The following is a 19,966-nucleotide window of genomic DNA, read 5'->3' on the forward strand; positions in this document are numbered from 1 at the left end:
CGACCGATGCGACCCATGAGGTGGAGGCGTGGGACTAAGGGGTCCGGCTGAACGCGCGCGGAAGGTGTTGCGCGCGCTTGTCGTCATGGGCGCCGCCGGGGTCGGAATCGCGCTCGCCGCCGGCACGGCGCAAGCCTCCGGCGGCCCCGTGATCACGATCACCGCCCCACCTTCGCCCTCGACCAATCCCAGCCCCACCTTCACGGTGACCTGGGATTCGACTGCCGTTACGGTCACTTGCTCGCTCACCGGCCCGAACGCCTACGTCTACACCCCCGCCAGCTGCGCCTCAGTCACCCCGCCGAGCCCCCTGACGACCGACGGTGTGTACACGCTCACCGTCAACGCGACCAACGCCTCGAACGTCACCTCGACCGCCACCGCCACCTACCAGCTCGAGACCCAGCCGCCGAGCCTCACGGCCAGCGTGTCCCCAGCCTCACCCTCGAACAACCGCAGCCCGACCTTCACGGTCACTGTCGGCTCCACGACCACCTCGCTCACCTGCACCCTCACCGGGCCGTCTGGCTACAGCCTGACCCCGACCAGCTGCGCCACGGTCACACCGCCGAGCCCACTCGCCGTGGACGGGACCTACACGCTGTCGGCGAAAGCTACCGACGGTGCCGGGAACTCGAGCACGACGACCGTGACCTACGTCCTCGACACGGTCGCCCCCACGGTTACGACCTCGGTGGCCCCGGCTGCGCTGTCGAACGACCGGACGCCGACGTTCAGCTCGACGAGCTCGGACCCGGTCGGGCTGGCTTCGGTGACCTGCACGCTGACCGGGCCGGGCGGGTACAGCGTGACCCCCGGGTCGTGCGGTTCGTTCACCCCGGCGTCGCTGACCACGGATGGGACGTACACGTTCAGGGTGACCGCGGTGGACACCGCGGGGAACTCGGCGACCTCGAGCGTGGGTTACGTCCTCGACACGGTCGCCCCCACGGTGACGACCGCGGTGGCGCCGGCGGCGCTGTCGAACGATCGGACGCCGACGTTCAGCTCGACGAGCTCCGACCCGGTGGGGCTGACTTCGGTTACCTGCACGGTGACCGGCCCCGGCGGGTACAGCGTGACCCCGGCGGGCTGCGGTTCGTTCACCCCGGCGTCGCTGACCACGGACGGGACCTACACGTTCAAGGTGACCGCGGTGGACACCGCGGGGAACCAGACCACGTCCAGCGTCACCTACACCCTCGCCACGGTGCCGCCGACGGTGACGACCGCGGTGGCGCCGGCGGCGCTGTCGAACGATCGGACGCCGACGTTCAGCTCGACGACCTCGGACCCGGTCGGGCTGACTTCGGTGACTTGCACGGTGACCGGCCCGGGCGGGTACAGCGTGACCCCGGCGGGCTGTGGTTCGTTCACCCCGGCGTCGCTCACCACGGACGGGACGTACACGTTCAGGGTGACCGCGGTGGACACCGCGGGGAACTCGGCGACCTCGAGCGTGGGTTACACCTTGGACACGGTGCCGCCGACCGTGACGACCGCGGTGGCCCCGGCTGCGCTGTCGAATGATCGGACGCCGACGTTCAGCTCGACGACCTCGGACCCGGTGGGGCTGACTTCGGTTACCTGCACGGTGACCGGGCCGGGGGGCTACAGCGTGACCCCGGGGTCGTGCGGTTCGTTCACCCCGGCGTCGCTGACCACGGATGGGACCTACACGTTCACCGTCACGGCTTTGGACACCGCGGGGAACCAGACCACGTCCAGCGTCACATACACCCTCGACACGGTGCCGCCGACGGTGACGACCGCGGTGGCGCCGGCTGCGCTGTCGAATGATCGGACGCCGACGTTCAGCTCGACGACCTCGGACCCGGTGGGGCTGACTTCGGTTACCTGCACGGTGACCGGCCCGGGCGGGTACAGCGTGACCCCGGCGGGCTGCGGTTCGTTCACCCCGGCGTCGCTGACCACCGACGGGACCTACACGTTCACGGTGACCGCGGTGGATACCGCGGGGAACTCGGCGACCTCGAGCGTGGGCTACACCTTGGACACGGTGCCGCCGACCGTGACGACCGCGGTGGCCCCGGCTGCGCTGTCGAATGACCGGACGCCGACGTTCAGCTCGACGACCTCGGACCCGGTCGGGCTGACTTCGGTGACCTGCACGGTGACCGGCCCCGGCGGGTACAGCGTGACCCCGGCGGGCTGCGGTTCGTTCACCCCGGCGTCGCTCACCACGGACGGGACCTACACGTTCACGGTGACCGCGGTCGACGCCGCCGGGAACTCGGCGACCTCGAGCGTGGGCTACGCCCTGGACACGGTCGCCCCCACGGTTACGACCGCGGTGGCCCCGGCTGCGCTGTCGAATGATCGGACCCCGACGTTCAGCTCGACGACCTCGGACCCGGTGGGGCTGACTTCGGTTACCTGCACGGTGACCGGGCCGGGGGGCTACAGCGTGACCCCGGGGTCGTGCGGTTCGTTCACCCCGGCGTCGCTGACCACGGACGGGACGTACACGTTCACGGTGACCGCGGTGGACACCGCCGGAAACTCGGCGACCTCGAGCGTGGGCTACACCTTGGACACGGTCGCCCCCACCGTGACGACGTCGGTGGCGCCGGCGGCGCTGTCGAATGATCGGACGCCGACGTTCAGCTCGACGACCTCGGACCCGGTGGGGCTGACCTCAGTGACTTGCACGCTATCCGGTCCCGGCGGGTACAGCGTGACCCCCGGGTCGTGCGGCTCGTTCACCCCGGCGTCGCTGACCACCGACGGGACGTACACGTTCACGGTGACCGCGGTCGATGCCGCCGGAAACTCGAGCATCAGCAGCGCGAGCTATACCCTCGATACCGTTGTGCCCGGGGCGCCGACCGTCACCGTCGCACCCACGGGACCTTCCAACGACAAGACCCCGACGTTCACCATCACCGGGGAGGCCGGGGCCACCTTCCATTGCGTGCTGACCGCGCCGGGTGGGACGACGGTTTTCACTGGTGGCTGTGGATCGCCCTTCTCGGTCCTGCTGTCGTCGGGTGACGGGCCATATGTGCTCTCCGCGACTCAGACCGACGCCGCCGGAAACGTCGGCACGCAGAGCGGCTCGGTGACCTATACCCTCGACACGGTCCCGCCGACGGTGACGACGTCGGTGGCGCCGGCGGCGCTGTCGAACGACCGGACGCCGACGTTCAGCTCGACGACCTCGGACCCGGTGGGGCTGACTTCGGTTACCTGCACGCTGACCGGGCCGGGGGGCTACAGCGTGACCCCGGGGTCGTGCGCCTCGTTCACCCCGGCGTCGCTGACCACGGATGGGACGTACACGTTCACCGTCACGGCTTTGGACACCGCCGGGAACTCGGCGACCTCGAGTGTGGGTTACACCTTGGACACGGTCGCCCCCACGGTGACGACCGCGGTGGCGCCGGCGGCGCTGTCGAATGACCGGACGCCGACGTTCAGCTCGACGACCTCGGACCCGGTGGGGCTGACTTCAGTGACCTGCACGCTGACCGGCCCGGGGGGCTACAGCGTGACCCCGGGGTCGTGCGGCTCGTTCACCCCGGCGTCGCTGACCACGGACGGGACCTACACGTTCACGGTGACCGCCGTGGACACCGCGGGGAACTCGGCGGCCTCGAGCGTGGGTTACACCTTGGACACGGTCGCCCCCACGGTGACGACCGCGGTGGCGCCGGCGGCGCTGTCGAATGATCGGACCCCGACGTTCAGCTCGACGAGCTCGGACCCGGTGGGGCTGACTTCGGTGACCTGCACGGTGACCGGCCCGGGGGGCTACAGCGTGACCCCGGGGTCGTGCGGTTCGTTCACCCCGGCGTCGCTGACCACGGACGGGACGTACACGTTCACGGTGACCGCGGTGGATACCGCCGGTAACCAGACCACGAGCAGCGTCACCTACACCCTCGACACGGTCGCCCCCACGGTGACGACCGCGGTGGCCCCGGCGGCGCTGTCGAACGATCGGACGCCGACGTTCAGCTCGACGACCTCGGACCCGGTGGGGCTGACTTCGGTGACCTGCACGGTGACCGGCCCCGGCGGGTACAGCGTGACCCCGTGGTCGTGCGGTTCGTTCACCCCGGCGTCCCTCACCACGGACGGGACGTACACGTTCACCGTGACGGCTTTGGACACCGCCGGGAACTCGGCGACCTCGAGTGTGGGTTACACCTTGGACACGGTCCCCCCCACGGTGACGACCGCGGTGGCGCCGGCGGCGCTGTCGAACGACCCCACCCCGACGTTCAGCTCGACGACCTCCGACCCGGTCGGGGTGGCTTCGGTTACCTGCACGCTGACCGGGCCGGGCGGCTACACGCAAACCCCGGCGGGCTGTGGCTCCTTCACCCCGGCGTCGCTCACCACCGACGGGACCTACACGTTCACGGTGACCGCCGTGGACACCGCGGGGAACTCGGCCACCTCGAGCGTGGGCTACACCTTGGACACGGTCGCCCCCACCATCACAACCTCGGTGGCCCCGGCGGCGCTGTCGAACGACCGGACGCCGACGTTCAGCTCCACGAGCTCGGACCCGGTGGGGCTGGCTTCGGTGACTTGCACGCTGACCGGGCCGGGCGGCTACACGCAAACCCCGGCGGGCTGTGGCTCGTTCACCCCGGCGTCGCTCACCACGGACGGGACGTACACGTTCACGGTGACCGCCGTGGACACCGCGGGGAACTCGGCGACCTCGAGCGTGGGTTACACCTTGGACACGGTCGCCCCCACGGTGACGACCGCGGTGGCGCCGGCGGCGCTGTCGAACGACCGGACGCCGACGTTCAGCTCGACGAGCTCGGACCCGGTGGGGCTGACCTCGGTTACCTGCACGGTGACCGGCCCCGGCGGGTACAGCGTGACCCCCGGGTCGTGCGGTTCGTTCACCCCGGCGTCGCTCACCACGGACGGGACCTACACGTTCACGGTGACCGCGGTGGACACCGCCGGGAACTCGAGCACGACGACCGTGACCTACGTCCTTGACACGGTCGCCCCCACGCTTACGACCGCGGTGGCCCCGGCTGCGCTGTCGAATGACCGGACCCCGACGTTCAGCTCCACGAGCTCGGACCCGGTGGGGCTCACCTCGGTGACCTGCACGGTGACCGGCCCCGGCGGGTACAGCGTGACCCCGGGGTCGTGCGGCTCGTTCACCCCGGCGTCGCTGACCACGGACGGGACCTACACGTTCACGGTGACCGCGGTGGACACCGCCGGGAACTCGACGACGTCCAGCGTCACATACACCCTCGACACGGTGCCGCCGACGGTCACAACCGCGGTGGCGCCGGCGGCGCTGTCGAACGACCGGACGCCGACGTTCAGCTCGACGACCTCGGACCCGGTCGGGGTGACGTCGGTGAGCTGCACGGTGACCGGGCCGGGCGGGTACAGCGTTACCCCGGGGTCGTGCGGTTCGTTCACCCCGGCGTCGCTGACCACGGACGGGACGTACACGTTCACCGTCACGGCTTTGGACACCGCCGGGAACTCGGCCACCTCGAGCGTGGGCTACACCCTCGACACGGTGCCGCCGACCGTGACGACCGCGGTGGCGCCGGCTGCGCTGTCCAACGACCGCACCCCGACGTTCAGCTCGACGATCTCCGACCCGGTCGGATCCACCGTTACCTGCACGGTGACCGGCCCCGGCGGTTACACCCAAACCCCGGCGAGCTGCGCATCGTTCACCCCGGCGTCGCTGACCACGGACGGGACCTACACGTTCACCGTCACGGCGGTGGACACCGCGGGGAACTCGGCGACGTCCAGCGTCACCTACACCCTCGACACGGTGCCCCCCACCGTCACGACCGCGGTGGCGCCGGCGGCGCTGTCGAACGACCGGACGCCGACGTTCAGCTCCACGAGCTCGGACCCGGTGGGGCTCACCTCGGTGACCTGCACGGTGACCGGCCCCGGCGGTTACACCCAAACCCCGGCGAGCTGCGCATCGTTCACCCCGGCGTCGCTGACCACCGACGGGACGTACACGTTCACGGTTACCGCGGTGGACACCGCCGGGAACCAGACCACGTCCAGCGTCACCTACACCCTCGACACGGTCGCCCCCACCGTGACCGCCTCGGTGGCCCCGGCGGCGCTGTCGAACGACCGCACCCCGACGTTCACGGTGACCGTGGTCGACTCGGTCGGATCCACCTTGACTTGCACGCTGGCCGGCCCAGGGGCCTACGCCCAAACCCCCACCAACTGCGGCTCGTTCACCCCGGCGTCCCTGACCACCGACGGGACCTACACGTTCACGGTGACCGCGGTCGACGCCGCCGGGAACTCGGCGACGTCCAGCGTCACCTACACCCTGGACACGGTCGCCCCCACCGTCACAACCGCGGTGACCCCCGGCGCGCTGTCTAACACCCGGTCCCCGACGTTCAGCTCGAGTGCGACCGACCCAGTCGGCCTCAACTCGGTCACCTGCACGCTGGCCGGCCCGGGCGGGTACGCCCAGACCCCGGCGAGCTGCGGTTCGTTCACCCCGGCGTCGCTGACCACCGACGGGACCTACACGTTCACGGTGACCGCGGTCGACGCCGCCGGGAACTCGGCGACGAGCAGCGTCACCTACACCCTCGACACGGTGCCCCCCACCGTCACGACCGCGGTGGCGCCGGGCGCCCTTTCGAACAATCGGACGCCGACTTTCAGCTCGACCAGTTCGGACCCGGTGGGCCTGACGTCGGTGACCTGCACGCTGATCGGACCGGGCGCCTACGCCCAAACCCCCAACAACTGCGGCTCGTTCACCCCGGCGTCGCTCACCACCGACGGGACCTACACGTTCACCGTGACCGCGGTCGACGCAGCGGGCAATCAGACGATCAGTGCCGTGATCTACACCCTCGATACCGTCCTGCCGGTGGTGTCCACGAGCGTCGCGCCCCGGCAGTTGGCCAACGACCGCACGCCCACGTTCACCGCGACCGTGACCGACTCGATCGAGTTCACGCTCACCTGTTCCCTCACCGGGCCCGGCGGGTACCTACTCGCCCCGGCCAGCTGCCTCTCGGTGGCACCGGCGACGCTCACCACCGACGGTGCGTACACCTTCACCGTGACCGCCGTGGACCCCGCCGGTAACCAGACGGTGAGCAGCATCACCTACACGCTGGACACGGTCCCCCCGCCTGCGCCCACCGTGATCTCGCCCGTGAGCCCGTCCAACGTGCTCACCCCCCAATTCATCTTTAACGACGTCCCCGGTGCAACGTTCGTCTGTACTCTCACCCGGTTCTTCCTCCCGGTGTCCGGCCCGGCCCCCTGCCCGGTCAACGGGGTCTTCGATCTCACCGGGCAGCAGGATGGCGACTTCGAGCTCACCGTGTACGCGATTTCACCGGCCGGCAACGTCGGACCGTCGACCACTGTCGTCTACAGCCTGGACACTGTCCCGCCCGCTCCACCGCACCTGATCGGGCCGACCAGCCCGTCGCCGCTGCGCAACCCGCAGTGGAGTTGGGTGAACGTGCCGGATACCGCCGGTGCGACCACGGCGACCTGCGAGCTCACCGGCCCGAACGGTGCGATCCTGGTTGGGCCGCTGCCGTGCACCAGCCCGTTCACCGGTGACCTCACGCACGCCATGCCGGGGGTCTACACGCTGACCGTCTGGCTGACGGATGTCGCGGGGAACGTGAGCCCGCCCGCGACCTCCACCTACGACCTCGATCCGAACGCGTTGATCCCACCGACGGTGACGGTGCCGGTCTCGCCGACGTCGAACCGGCATCCGTCGTGGATCCTCGTGCAGCCCGCCGGGTCCACCCTGATCTGCACCCTGACCGGCCCCGGTGGGTACAAAGTGGGCCCGGGACCGTGCCCGGCCGGCGGGACATACGACCTGGTCGGGCGTCCGGACGGCACCTACGTGCTCACCGTCGTGGCGCGCTACCCGACTGGGGTCGAGAGCGCCAGCTCGGCTACCAGCTACGTGCTCGACACCACGGCGCCGCCGAGCCCGGTCCTGCTCTACGCCAGCCCGTCGCCGAGCGGCTCGACGACACCGTTCTGGGGGTTCGCCCTGCCGCCGAACTCCACCGGGCGCTGCGAGCTGCTCGGCGGCGCCGGGGTGATCTCCGGTTGGCAGCCCTGCCGCGGCGCGGTGTCCTACAACCTTGGCAATCGGCCGGACGGCACCTACACGCTCCTCGTGGTGGCGGTCGACAGCGCGGGGAACGCGTCGCGCCCGTTGAGCGCCGCCTACCAGCTCGACCGCTTCGGCGGACCCACCGTCCAGCCGAGCCGGCCTGGCGGGACGCCGACGGGCTCAGGTAATGGCAGCGGCGCCCAAGGGCCGGCTCCGACCCCGCCAGGGCCACCCGCGGCCGGTTTCGCGCACCGGATCGCAGCCTTCGGCGGCGGCCCCGCCATCTTGTCCGGCGGCGGATCCGGCCCGGCGGTCCGCGTCGTCGCGGTGAAGCCCCCGCCGGTGATCAGCCCGGGGTTCGCCTCCCTGCCGCCTGGCGTGCGCCAGGTGGTTCAGGGCGTGGTGAGCGCGGTGGGCCGCAACCAGGACCACGGCACGTTCCCGCTGGCCCTGATCGGGGTGGTGCTCGTATTCCTGCTCGTGCAGAACCGCATCGATCGACGGGATCCGAAGCTCGCGTTGGCGGCCGTTTCTGCCGATGACGACATGGAGTTCAGGCCTCCCCCACCGGGAGCACCAGCATGACGCCCAGCAGCGCGCCGGTACGCGCCGACCTCGTCCCGTTGGACGAGCGGCTGCGCTACCTCCGCGTGCTCCGAACCTTGCTCGCCGGTGCGACCATCCTGTTCGCCCTGCTGCTCCGGTCGAGCCTGATCAACTCGCTACCGGCCATCGCCGTGGGGGCGCTCGTCTACCTGGCCGCCGCTTTCAGTTTCGAGGCCGTGTGGCGCCTGCTCAACCGGCGGGGCCTGTGGATCTTCGGCCTGCTGCTCATGCTCGACGGCGTCTTCCTGGCCTGGGCCAACTACGAGACCGGGGGATCGAGCAGCCCGGTCCGCTACCTGGTCCTGGTGCATCTGTCCGCGGTCGCCCTGCTGGCCTCCTACCGGACCGCGCTCAAGCTCGCCCTGTGGCACTCGATGCTGGCGTTCGTCGTCTACTACGGCCGGCAGGCCGGGTTCCTCTCCCCGCTGCGGGGTGGGCACCCGGCGCTCGTCTTGGAATACCACCGGATGGCCGGGTTCATCATCGCCTTCTGGATGCTCACCCTGGTCATCTGCACCCTGTCCGCGGTGAACGAGCGGGAGCTGCGCCGCCGCCGGGTCGATCTTGAGGCGCTGGCCGCGATGGGACGGGCGCTGGAAGACGCGGACGACGTCGTGGCGGTGAGCAACGTCCTGCTCCAGAGCCTCGGCGCGACATTTGGTTTCGAGCGGCTCGCCCTGTTCGACGCCCCGGAGCGGCAGTTCCACCTGCTGTCCTGCCTCGACCTCGACGACGCGGTGGTCGGCGACTTCTCCGCGTCCCCGAACTCCGTGCTCGCCCAGGCCTGCGTGACCCGCAGCACCCAACTCGTCCAGGCGTTGGACCCGACGACCGACGCATGGCTCACGGCTGTCATGCGCGGCGCTCGCAACCTGCTCGTCGTGCCATTGGTTGCGGAGGGGCGCGCCGTCGCGGTCGTCGTAGCGCAAACCGGTCTGCGGCCGGGATCCCGGATCGAGCGCCGGGTCGTGGCCACGACCGAGCGCTTCACGTCGCACGCGGCGCTGGCGTTGCGCAACGCGGTCCTGCTTCAGCGCATGGCCGAGATGGCGGCGACGGACGGCCTGACCGCCCTGGCCAACCGGCGCAGTTTCGACGAGGCGTTGGCCCGGGACATCGCCCGCGCCGAGCGGATGGACACGCGCCTGTCGATCGTGCTGCTCGACCTCGACAACTTCAAGGCCCTGAACGACACCTACGGGCACGTGGTCGGGGACGGGGTGCTCAGCCAGGTCGCGGCGGTGCTCCGCGAATACGGTCGGGAGTACGACACGGTGGCCCGCTACGGCGGCGAGGAGTTCGCGGTCGTCCTGCCCGGCTGCTCCAATGCGGTGGCGATGCACGTCGCGGAGCGGCTGCGTGCCGCCGTGGACGAGGCTCCGACAGAGGTGCCGGTGACCGCGAGCTGTGGGGTGGCGACCTTCCCGATCGACGCCACCGACGCCCGCGGGCTCATCCAGGCTGCGGACGAAGGGCTGTACGCATCGAAACGAGCCGGTCGCAACCGGGTCACCTCGGCGACGGATGCCCGATCCGCCGCCGTCTCCTAGTCGGAATCGGGTCCGGAAAACGCGCATACGTGTACCGGCGTCCCAGCCGTACCAGGTCGTCCACAATCGGTGAGCCGCCGCCCTTGAGTCCGGGCCGCTCGGTGGTCTAGCGTCACCGACCACCGCGAACCGGGGCGAGTCGGATATCTCCCCCGCTGGGGGGGCCAGTGAACGGCGTGACTGTCGTCGAGGACGAAGTCCGCGAGCTGGTGCGCCGCCGTGGCCTCGACCCGGCCACCGACTCGGCGACCATCCGCCGTTTGGTGGACGAGGTCGTGGCCGACTACGACGAGCGGAGCCTCAGCGCCGACTTGCCGGTGCTCCCCGACCCAGGTGGGGTCGCCCGGGTGGTTTACGACGCCGTGGCCGGGTTCGGGCCACTCCAGGCGTTCCTCGACGATCCGACCGTGGAGGAGATCTGGGTCAACGAACCGGGACGGATCTTCGTGGCCAGGTCCGGCCGCAGCGAGCTGACCACCACGATCCTCACCGACGCGCAGGTCCGCGACCTGGTCGAGAAGATGCTGAAGACCTCGGGTCGACGGGTGGATGTATCGCAGCCCTTCGTCGACGCCGTGCTTCCCGACGGGTCCCGGTTGCACGTGGTGATCCCGGATATCACCCGGCGGCACTGGTCGCTGAACATCCGCAAGTTCGTGCTGACCGCGCACGCCCTCGACGAGCTCGTTGCCCTCGGCACGCTGACCGGGCAAGGTGCCCGATTCCTCGAGGCGGCGGTGGTCGCCGGGCTCAACATCCTGGTGTCCGGTGGAACGCAGACCGGGAAGACGACGCTCTTGAACGCGTTGGCGGCGGCCATCCCGGGAGCGGAGCGCGTCATCACTTGCGAAGAGGTTTTCGAGCTGCAGATCCCGTTGCCCGACGTGGTGGCGATGCAGACCCGGCAGCCCAACCTGGAAGGGACCGGTGAGGTCCGGTTGCGCCGGCTGGTCAAGGAGGCGCTGCGGATGCGGCCCTCCCGGATCATCGTCGGCGAGGTGCGCCAGGAGGAGCGTCATGGGTCTGTGGGTTACCGACGCGCACGCTCGAAACCACCCCAATATGCCCAGCGTCATGTACGCCTGGGTTACCGACGGGGTCCACTGCGCTGGTGTCGGTTTCTGGCCTGGATGGGTGGTCGCCGGCTAGCAGGCGGTCGAGTAACTGGGTCTGGGGAATGCGGCCCTCGATGTGTACAGCAGGGCGCCAGGGTCTGCGGTCTCCGAGGGAGCCGCCTCGGGGCGGACGTGCGGGTGGTTCTTCAACGATGGTTACCCGGACGTCGAGCATGGCCAGCATGTCGGTCATCTCGGGCAGAGTCATCCGGGGCAGTTCGCGAGCGGCCGCCTCGGCCAAAGCGCAGAGGTCGTTCATGCGCTGTGCCTCCGCGGCAGCTTCCGTCTGCCAGGCCTCCCGCTCGGCCTTGAGCCGGCGAGCCTCTCCTAGGTCTCGCTCGAGTTCGGCTGCAGCTTGCTGAAGCGCTCCCGGGTTGTCGGCCAGGAGACCGGCTTTGGTCGCCCTGGTGAGGGCTCGCTCCAGCCGGTAGATGCGCGCTTCCAGTTCCGCCATCTCCTCGCGCTCGACCTGAACCTGCCCGGCCCGAAGACCGAGGTAGTCCCCGACGCACGCCAGTAGCTCCTCCGGCCTGCTCAGGAGTGCGACGAGGCGGGACCAGACGACCTGCTCGATCCAGCCCGCTTCGATCCGGTGAGCCTTGCATCGTGGCGCCGTCGTGGCAGTCCACCGGGCGGCCCGGCACCGGTATTGCCGCAGGTCCCGGTCGTTCCGCCAGACACCACCGAAGGGCTCACCGCAGACGCAGATGAGCCGACCGGAGAGCGGGTAAGGGTGGTTGGGTTTCTTGACGCCGTAAGCCCTGCGGGCGAGGGCGTCTTGGACAGCCTGCCATTGTTCCTCACTGAGGATGGGCTCAGCTTGGACGGCTTTCGCTTCCCCGTACCTGCCGGTGGCTACCCCGCACTCGACCTTACCCCAGGCGAACTCGCCGCGAAGCCCGCGCGAGCGGAGCTTTCTGGCCAAGTTCTGGTGCGCCCAGTCGCTGCCATAGGGCGTCCGGTAGCCGAGATGGTTGAGCTGGCGGCAGATTTCACCTGTGGTCAGCCCGTGATCGACGAGTAGCTCGGTCGCCAACCGGGCGATCCGAGCTTCGTCTTCGTCGATGACCAGGCGCGAGTCTTTCCCTGATTCGACATGCCGGTAGCCGAACGGGGTCCGGGAGGTTGGCCAGCCGCCGCGCTCCGCTGCGGAGCGGTGCGCGCCACGGGCCATGCGTTCAATGATCCGTTTTCGTTCGTACTGGGCGAAATTGCCCAACAATCCTGAGAACATCTCGCTTTCCGGGGTGTCCTCGGTTTCGAACGGGACATCCAGTGCTAGCCGGCGCACCCCGCACTCGCGGAACTCCCGCTCGATCAGCAGGCGGGTCAACTCATCGCGCGAGAAGCGGTCGAGCTTCGCCACCAAGACGACGTCTACGCCGCCCTCTCGGGCCCTGGCGAGTAACCGGTCAAGCGCAGGGCGGTTCAGCAAGGTACCGCTCACGCCCTCCTCAACGAATTCGGCGACCAGCACCCAGCCGCGCCGTGCGACTTCCTGACGGCACCGATCGAGCTGATCGGCGAGGCTCGTGTTCTTGACCTGGTCGTCGCTGCTCACCCGGGCATAGATGGCCACACCCGGCGCGACGGGCGACTCGACGACTCCGTTAGCCTTCTCCCCGTTGGTCGGGGTTGGCGCTCGTTTGCTATGAGGCGTCGTCATGGCTCTTGGCGCCCCGCCGTAGCGATTCCTCGGCCCGGCTGAAGATCAGATAGAGCAGCCTGCGGTAGCGCTGGTCGTCGTCGACCGCTGCCCAGGAGACGGTGATGGCGCCGGCCGCCGCCGGGCGCTCGGGTGGTTTCGAGTAGTTGCTGACACCGCCGGCTGGTGGGGCTGAGGCGGTGTGCTCTGATACTTCTGACGCCGGGCCCGCGCGTTCGGGCGTGCTTGAGGGGCTCCTCGAGTGTGTCCGGGCAGCTCTGCGCGGTATCCATGTGCTCGCTTCCTGCCCTGCCGGCTCACCGGGCCGATGTCTATGGACGCTCAATTGGCCTGGTGAAGTCAAGGTCTTGGCGGCGATTCGTCGCTCCCTCATCGACTGGCCGCCGTGTCTAGTCGTGGCAGGTAGCCGACCAAGTTGTTATCCACGCGCAGTAGCCCGGCGAGGGCGTCCACGGCCACGCCGTCTGGGCGCTGTTGATCGGTCATGGGGATACTTCCGCCCGGGCCGAGGCGATCGGGCGCTGGCCCGGGCTTACCGGCGCTGCTCCGCGGTCGGTCATCGTGGACGGCTGCCCTGGGGCTCCACCAGGAGGACGGAACGCCGTGACTTGGGCGCAGGTTGAGGTAGATCCTCGACCTGGCGACCCAGGCGCCCGGCCGTCCTGCGCTTCCGGGACCCGCCGGGTCACCGCCCGCCTCGGCGCAGCGGTTGCAGCCACGAATCTGATCGAGGCCGGGAGGCAGCCCATCGATGGCCTCAGACTGATCGAGTCCTTGCGTAGCACCAGGATGTCCTCGTGGGCTATGACGTGGAGCGGGTTGCCACGGCGGCGGGCTTGGCGGACTTGGTTGAGGGCGAAGAAGCTGGCCCGGGGGACGAGCCGGTCGCCGCGCAACCCGACGAGGAGGGCGACGAGCCGGTCGTAGGGGATCAGGCCGATGTCCTCGCCGAGTTGGAGAACCGCTGAGCTCAAGTCGACGAGTCGTCCTTGTTCCCGCCAGGGACGAGCGGTGACCGCGACGATGCCACCGGGGCGTAGCAGCGGGACGCAGCCGGCGAGGATGTCGCGGAACCCGTCGAGCAGCGCCGTAGTGCTGGCGTGGGCGAGGTTGTGCGGGTCGTGGCTGTAGCGGAAGTCGCTTTTCGCGACCCCGGCTCCGGGCACGGCCTTGACCTGCCCGTGTAGCGACGCACCATACGGCGGGGAGGTGAGCACCAGCGCGACGTGGCCTTCTACTTCGGGGTCGATGAGTTTGGAGAGCCGGCGGGCGTCGCCGGTGATGACGTGCGCGTCGCCGGTGGCGCCGGACAGGTCGGCGCCCATCAGGTTGGCGCGGGCAATGTCGGCCCAACGCGGTTCGTATTCGACGCCGATCGCCGCCCGGCCGAGGTGGACGGCTTCGACCAGGGTGGTGCCGATCCCGCACATCGGGTCGAGGACGAGGTCACCGGGTTGGGTGTAGGTGGTGATGGCGCGGCGAGCGGTTTCGGGGAGCATCCGGGCGGGGTGTGCGGTGGATTCGGGCAGGTAGCGGCCGGCTCGCTGTACCCGCGCGGTGCGCTGCGCGGTTGGCCACACCGACAGCGGCAGGTCCGCCGCGGCTGGGCGTCGTGGCGCGCTCATCGGCTGCTCGACTTGGCGAAGAGCAGGACGTCCTCGTGCGCGGTCAGGTGCGCGGGTTCGCCGCGGCTGATCGCGGCCCGGGTCTGGGTGAGTTGCCAGAACGACGGGCGGGCTGCCAGTGCTCCGTCTCGGACGGCGGCGAGCAACGCGACGACGTGTTGCAGGTAGCCGAAACCGGCCTGCTGGCACAGGGTGACGGTGAGCCCGGCCAGGTCGAACAGCCGGCCCTTGCGGCGGGTGTTCTTGGTGACGGTCACGAGCAACCCGCCGGGTTTGAGCAGCTGGTAGCAGCCGGTGTAGATCTCCGTCATTGCCTGGGCGTAGGCGTTGCCGCGGGCGTGACCGAGGTTGGCTGGCCCGCCGTAGTTGAGCGTGTCGGGTGGGCACATGCGGTGGCCGGCGATCCAGCCGGGCTTGTCGATGACGCCCGCGGCGCAGCCGTAGGGCGGTGAGACCACGATCAGGTCGACGGTGCCGGCGACGTCGTGGAGCACGGCGGACAGCCGGCGCGCATCCGCGGTGTGCACCTCGACGAGGTGTTGCTGCTCGACGGTGAGCACCTGCTCGCAGTTGGCGACGGCGAGCCGCGCCCAGCGGTCTTCCAGTTCGACGCCGACCGCGCGGCGTCCCAGGGCGGCGGCTTCGATGAGCGTGGTGCCGATCCCGCACATCGGGTCCAGCACGTACTCCCCGGGGTGGGAGTAGGCGGCGATGATGCGCCGGGCCAGGTCGGGCAGCATCTTGCCGGGATGGGCGGTACTGGCCGGCAGGTAACGCCCGGCGCGCTGGTACTGCGCGCTGGTCTGCGAGCAGGGCCAGACCGTCAGCGGTACGAGATCGCGTGACGGATCGGTCTGCTCACAGGGTGGTGCGGGGTGGCGTGTGGCCATGGGCGTGCCCACCAGCCGCCGGTTTCGCCGACACCCCTCCAATCCACGTTTCGGCCCGGTTTGTGACAGCAGGCCGCCGACTTCTTTCCACCGCGGGCAATGACCTTGCTGAGCTGGCCGAGGTCGAGGTAGGACTCCTCGTTGATCAACCACCTCACCGGAAGGAGCGCACCGATGCCCAACACCACCACCCCGCCCAGTGCTACCGAACGGGTCCACGCGGCCCTTGTTGGCCGGCCGTCGGCTACCGCGGCTGGTCTCGCCGAGGAGACCGGCTTGGGCCGATCGACGGTCACCAAGGCCCTTACTGGACTGGAAGCCGCTGGGCTTGCCCACCGCGTGCCGGGTGGCCGGGACGGCGGGAAGCGGCTGCCTGACATGTGGGAGGCACCGCCCGCGGAGCCGTCACCGGCGAAGACGTCAGCGACATCACCGGGGCGGTTACGACCGACCAAGCCAGCAGCCGGCCCCGATGGTGCCGAACGGCTCGGCCGCGGTCAGCTCCGTGAACTCGTGCTGACCCACCTACGCGACCACCCCGGCGACGCGTTCAGTCCGAGCGCGCTGTCCGCCGCGTTGGGCCGTTCGGCTGGTGCGATCAGCAACGCCGCCGAAACCCTCGTCGCGGCCAGTCAGGTTGAACGGTCGGTCGACCGTCCGCGCCGCTACCGGATCTCCGCGTAGAACAAATTTGCTGACCGTTTCGGGCGGCTCGCGGCACCACGCGGGCCACCCGAAACGATGTCAGCGGGTTGAACACTTCTTGAACACGCTGGTCAGCGGCCAGATGAAGCGAAGGTGCCCCGGTTGTCGGTCCGGCGTGCGGCCGGTTGGTGGGCTTGAACAGATGTTGAACACTCCCGGCTGCGCGGCCGGGTGTTCAACATCTGTTCTCCCGTGCTGGCGTGCTGGCGGCTCCCCTCTTCGAAGGAGCCGCTATGCACCCCGCACCCCGACGTCCGCCCCCCGACGGCTATGACGTCAGTCCCCTCGACGTCCTCGATCAGGCGTTCACCGCGCTGGTCAGCGGACCCGACCCGTTGAGCTTGGACGGGCGAACGGTGGGCCGTGGCCTGCCGCGCCGGCTGATACCCCTGGATGAACTCAAGACGATCCTGCTGCACCCGTCCACCAGCTACCCGACCCGGGAAGCAGTCTGGGCGGAACTGGTCCGGCTGTCCCGCACGGGTGAGCCGGCGTGGACGGTCGGGGTGACCGGCGTCGCGATCCCCGGGCTGCGCCGGGCCGCCGGTCGGCTCAGCCGCGACTACCCCAGCCACGCTGCCCTGGTCGATGACTACCGGGTTGACGTCGACGCCGAGGTGCTCACCGGCTTCCTGGCCGCGCTCGCCACGATCGACGTCGCCGCCGGGCATCTGCCGGCCCGGTTGTGTTGGGCTGGCTACCGCGCCGGACGCAGCCGCTGCCGCCGCGAGGTCACCGAAGCCCGCCACCGCGCCGGACCCGTGGAGGGCACCGCGCCGATGCGCCCCTACGGGCATCCCGATCTGGTGCTGCTGGCCGCGGTCGACGCCGGGGTGATCACCTTGGCTGAGGCCCGCCTGATCGGCGCTACCCGCCTCGACGGCATGGACCTGCAACAGCTGGCCGCCCGACTCGGCGTCACCTACGCCGCGGTCCGCATGTGGCGTAGCCGTGCGGAACGCCGCCTCACCAGGTTTTTGGTATCCGGGGAACTTCCCAAGAAAAGTCGCGTGTCACAAATCGGCCCTAAAGGTGGATTGGAGGGGTGCGGGACTTCCCGGGCCGGAACGCCGATCGCCGGCAGGCCGTCGGGCGCCGACAACCCACACCCCCACTCGATCAAGGAGGTGACGCCCTCGCCGGCCCGGCTTCCGGCCCGGAAGTTCCGCACCCGTGGCTTTCGTGGAGGTGTCTGACCGTTGAAGCGCAAACTGCTGTTCGTTCTGCCCGTAGCGGCCGCAACCGCCGGCCTGCTGTTCGCGGCCGCACCACCCGCGTTTGCCCATTCGGCGGGGCTGCTCGCCGCAGCCCCGCCGACGCTGGCCGGGGTCATCAACGAGCTACGGCTGTGGCTGGTCGGGTTGCTGGCCACCCTCGCCACGTTCTTCCTCACCATCGGCGGGGTGCGTTACCTGACCGCCGCCGGGGACCCTGGGCAAATCGAGCGGGCCAAGAACGCGTTGAAATCGGCCGCGATCGGGTACGCGCTGGCCGCGCTCGCCCCGCTGCTGGTCGCGGCGCTGCAGTCCCTCGTCGGCCCATGACCGCCCCCCTCCGGACGCTGGCCGGGCTAGCTCTCTCAGCGGCGGCGGGCGTCGCGTTCGCCTGGCCGGCCGCGGCAGCGACGGCAACCCCCGCCGTGTCATCCGCCGCCGGGTCAACCGCTGCCGTGGTCACGGCCAGCACCAGCACGGCGAGTCCGCAGCCGAACCCGACACCCAGCCAGACTTCCAGTCCGACGCCGGGTGGTGTGCAACTCGGTCCGGGCCTCGGCCCGAACCCATCACCCAGCCCCGCGCCGACCGGCACAATCCCGGGGACAGGCAGTCACGGCTGCGGGCTGGTGGACATCACCTGCCACGTCACCTCGGCGATCAACGGCTGGTTCAAAGGCCTCGTCACCTCCGCCCTGGACCCGGTGCTGAGCCTGCTCGGGCGCACCGTGCTCGCCACCCCGGCGATGACCGGCTCCGGGCGGGTCAGCGATCTGTGGGACATCTCCGCGGGCATCGCGAACGGCCTGTTCGTGCTGCTGGTCATCGCCGGTGGGATCACCGTGATGACCCACGAAACCCTGCAAACCCGGTACAGCCTCAAAGAGATCGCACCACGGCTGGTGGTGGCCGGGATCGCGGCGAACACCAGCCTCGCGATCGCCGGGGTCGCGATCGGTTTCGCGAACGCGTTCTCCGCCGCGTTCCTGTCCGGCGGGGTGAACCCGGCCGACGCGACCAGCGTGATGAGCCAACTGGTGCTGGCGCCGCTGGCCAACGGTGGGATCTTCCTGGTCCTCCTCGGACTGCTCACCGCGGTGCTCGGCGTCGCGTTGCTGTGCGTGTATGTCGTGCGGATCGCGGTGGTGCTGCTGCTGGTCACCGCCGGGCCGCTGCTGCTGGCCTGCCATGCGCTGCCGCAAACCGAGGGGCTGGCCCGATTGTGGTGGCGGTCCCTCGCCGCCTGCCTAGGCATCCAGGTCGGCCAGTCGCTGGTGCTGGTCACCGCCCTTCGAGTGTTCTTCACCCCCACCGGCGTCAGCCTGCTCGGCTTGCCGACTGCTGGCGGGCTGGTGGACATGCTCATCGCCTGCTGCCTGCTGTGGGTGCTGCTGCGGATCCCCTCGTGGGCGTCGCGGCTGGCGTTCGCCGGCACCGGCCACCGACCCTCCTCAGCGATCCGGTTGGTGAAGACCGCGGTGGTGTACAAGGCGATCCGCGCCGGGATGGCGGCGCTATGACCAGCCCACGCCGATCAGATCGGGTACGGATCCCCGCCGACATCGACCGGCCCGACCCGCTGCTCGCCGGCCTCGCGGCCCGACCGTTGGCGATCCTGGCCGGCACCGGTCTGCTGCTGTGCCTTGCTTACGCGGCGACCCGACGGGTGCTGCCGCTGCCCGTGTTCGCCGGCCTGGCCGCCCCCCTGGTGCTGAGCGCCGCGGTGCTGGCGTTGGGCCGCCGTGATGGGCTCAGCGCCGACCGGCTCGCCCTGGCCGCACTGCGGCTGCACCTCGGGCCGCGGCAGCTCGTTCCCGTCACCGCAGCGATCCGCTCCGCACCGGGCTGGGTGGGACCCGCCGGACCGCTGCCCGGGCCGCTGCGGCTACCGGCCACCGCCATCAGCGGTGACGGCACCATCGAGTTGGCCGGCGACGGGGCGGCGCTTGTCTGCCGGGCGTCGTCGGTGACCTTCGCGCTGCGGACCCCAGCAGAGCAGCAAGGACTGCTCGCCGCGTTCGCCCGCTACCTCAACGCCGCAACCAGCCCGGTGCAGTTCCTGATCCGCAACCACCCCGTCGACCTGACCGCCGACATCGCCGCGCTGCTGGACGCCGCGGCCGGGTTGCCGCACCCAGCGTTGGAAGCCGCCGCCCGCGAACACGCCGCGTTCCTCACCGAGTTGACCGGCGGCGGAGGGGTGCTGGCCCGCGAACTGCTGGTGGTGTTCCGCGACCCGGTGCCCGCCGACGCCGCCGTGCGGCTGCACCGGTGCGCCGCCGACGCCGCCGTCCTGCTGGCCGCGGCCGGGGTGACCCTGAGCGTGCTCGACGGTCCCACCGCGGCGTGGATGCTCGCGCGTTGCGCCGACCCGAACACCGACCCCCCACCCATCGGGGTCGGCGCGGGGACTGGGATTGTCACCGGACGGCTGGCATGAACCGGCTGCTGCCGCACCGCGGCAGAACCCCCGCAGCACCAG

General features: G+C 70.2%; 11 protein-coding genes. 7 read left to right on the forward strand and 4 right to left on the reverse strand.

Annotation, left to right across the window (positions count from 1 at the left end):
- The first annotated feature begins 28 nt into the window (after positions 1-28).
- On the forward strand, positions 29-8,698 hold the full coding sequence (locus tag VNG13_12540; protein HVA61344.1) for an Ig-like domain-containing protein: 8,670 nt from the start codon (positions 29-31) through the stop codon (positions 8,696-8,698).
- The gene (locus VNG13_12545; protein ID HVA61345.1) at positions 8,695-10,269 is read left to right on the forward strand and encodes a GGDEF domain-containing protein; all 1,575 of its coding nucleotides are present in this window, start codon (positions 8,695-8,697) and stop codon (positions 10,267-10,269) included. Before VNG13_12540 ends, VNG13_12545 begins: the two co-directional genes overlap by 4 nt.
- Here VNG13_12545 and VNG13_12550 read toward each other — a convergent pair.
- From VNG13_12550 to VNG13_12565, 4 genes are all read right to left on the reverse strand, one after another.
- A complete protein-coding gene (locus VNG13_12550; GenBank protein ID HVA61346.1) occupies positions 10,266-11,288 on the reverse strand; it encodes a hypothetical protein in 1,023 nt (340 codons plus the stop codon). The two genes, VNG13_12545 and VNG13_12550, sit on opposite strands and share 4 nt — an antisense overlap.
- Positions 11,254-13,050, reverse strand: a complete 1,797-nt coding sequence (locus VNG13_12555) for a recombinase family protein (GenBank protein ID HVA61347.1) — start codon at positions 13,048-13,050, stop codon at positions 11,254-11,256. Before VNG13_12555 ends, VNG13_12550 begins: the two co-directional genes overlap by 35 nt.
- Positions 13,051-13,532: 482 nt before the next feature.
- Positions 13,533-14,675, reverse strand: coding sequence for a DNA methyltransferase (locus VNG13_12560; protein ID HVA61348.1), 1,143 nt, complete (start codon positions 14,673-14,675; stop codon positions 13,533-13,535).
- Complete coding sequence (locus VNG13_12565) at positions 14,672-15,565, reverse strand: DNA methyltransferase (protein ID HVA61349.1); 894 nt, start codon at positions 15,563-15,565, stop codon at positions 14,672-14,674. Before VNG13_12565 ends, VNG13_12560 begins: the two co-directional genes overlap by 4 nt.
- Before the next feature lie 174 nt (positions 15,566-15,739).
- Here VNG13_12565 and VNG13_12570 point away from each other — a divergent pair, with 174 nt between their 5' ends.
- The 5 genes from VNG13_12570 to VNG13_12590 all read left to right on the forward strand — a co-directional run bounded on the left by VNG13_12570 (position 15,740) and on the right by VNG13_12590 (position 19,924).
- Positions 15,740-16,249 carry a MarR family transcriptional regulator gene (locus tag VNG13_12570; protein ID HVA61350.1) on the forward strand — a complete coding sequence of 170 codons (510 nt, stop codon included), beginning with the start codon at positions 15,740-15,742 and terminating at the stop codon, positions 16,247-16,249.
- A gap of 254 nt (positions 16,250-16,503) precedes the next feature.
- A complete protein-coding gene (locus tag VNG13_12575; protein ID HVA61351.1) occupies positions 16,504-17,466 on the forward strand; it encodes a hypothetical protein in 963 nt (320 codons plus the stop codon).
- Between the two features lie 3 nt (positions 17,467-17,469).
- Entirely contained in the window at positions 17,470-17,814 is a 345-nt protein-coding gene (locus tag VNG13_12580; protein HVA61352.1) for a pilin, read from the forward strand.
- 299 nt (positions 17,815-18,113) lie between these two features.
- Positions 18,114-19,004, forward strand: a complete 891-nt coding sequence (locus tag VNG13_12585) for a hypothetical protein (GenBank protein ID HVA61353.1) — start codon at positions 18,114-18,116, stop codon at positions 19,002-19,004.
- A complete protein-coding gene (locus VNG13_12590; protein ID HVA61354.1) occupies positions 19,001-19,924 on the forward strand; it encodes a PrgI family protein in 924 nt (307 codons plus the stop codon). The genes VNG13_12585 and VNG13_12590 overlap by 4 nt, the downstream gene beginning before the upstream one ends.
- The last annotated feature ends 42 nt before the right edge of the window (positions 19,925-19,966 follow it).

This window comes from Mycobacteriales bacterium (genome assembly GCA_035533475.1).
Lineage (GTDB): Bacteria > Actinomycetota > Actinomycetes > DATLTS01 > DATLTS01 > DATLTS01.

Coding starts and splice junctions, on each gene's coding strand:
- VNG13_12545 (HVA61345.1), top strand. CDS start 8,695: ATGACGCCCAGCAGCGCGCCGGTACGCGCCGACCTCGTCCCGTTGGAC.
- VNG13_12550 (HVA61346.1), bottom strand. CDS start 11,288: ATGACGCTCCTCCTGGCGCACCTCGCCGACGATGATCCGGGAGGGCCG.
- VNG13_12555 (HVA61347.1), bottom strand. CDS start 13,050: ATGACGACGCCTCATAGCAAACGAGCGCCAACCCCGACCAACGGGGAG.
- VNG13_12560 (HVA61348.1), bottom strand. CDS start 14,675: ATGAGCGCGCCACGACGCCCAGCCGCGGCGGACCTGCCGCTGTCGGTG.
- VNG13_12565 (HVA61349.1), bottom strand. CDS start 15,565: ATGGCCACACGCCACCCCGCACCACCCTGTGAGCAGACCGATCCGTCA.
- VNG13_12570 (HVA61350.1), top strand. CDS start 15,740: ATGCCCAACACCACCACCCCGCCCAGTGCTACCGAACGGGTCCACGCG.
- VNG13_12575 (HVA61351.1), top strand. CDS start 16,504: ATGCACCCCGCACCCCGACGTCCGCCCCCCGACGGCTATGACGTCAGT.
- VNG13_12590 (HVA61354.1), top strand. CDS start 19,001: ATGACCAGCCCACGCCGATCAGATCGGGTACGGATCCCCGCCGACATC.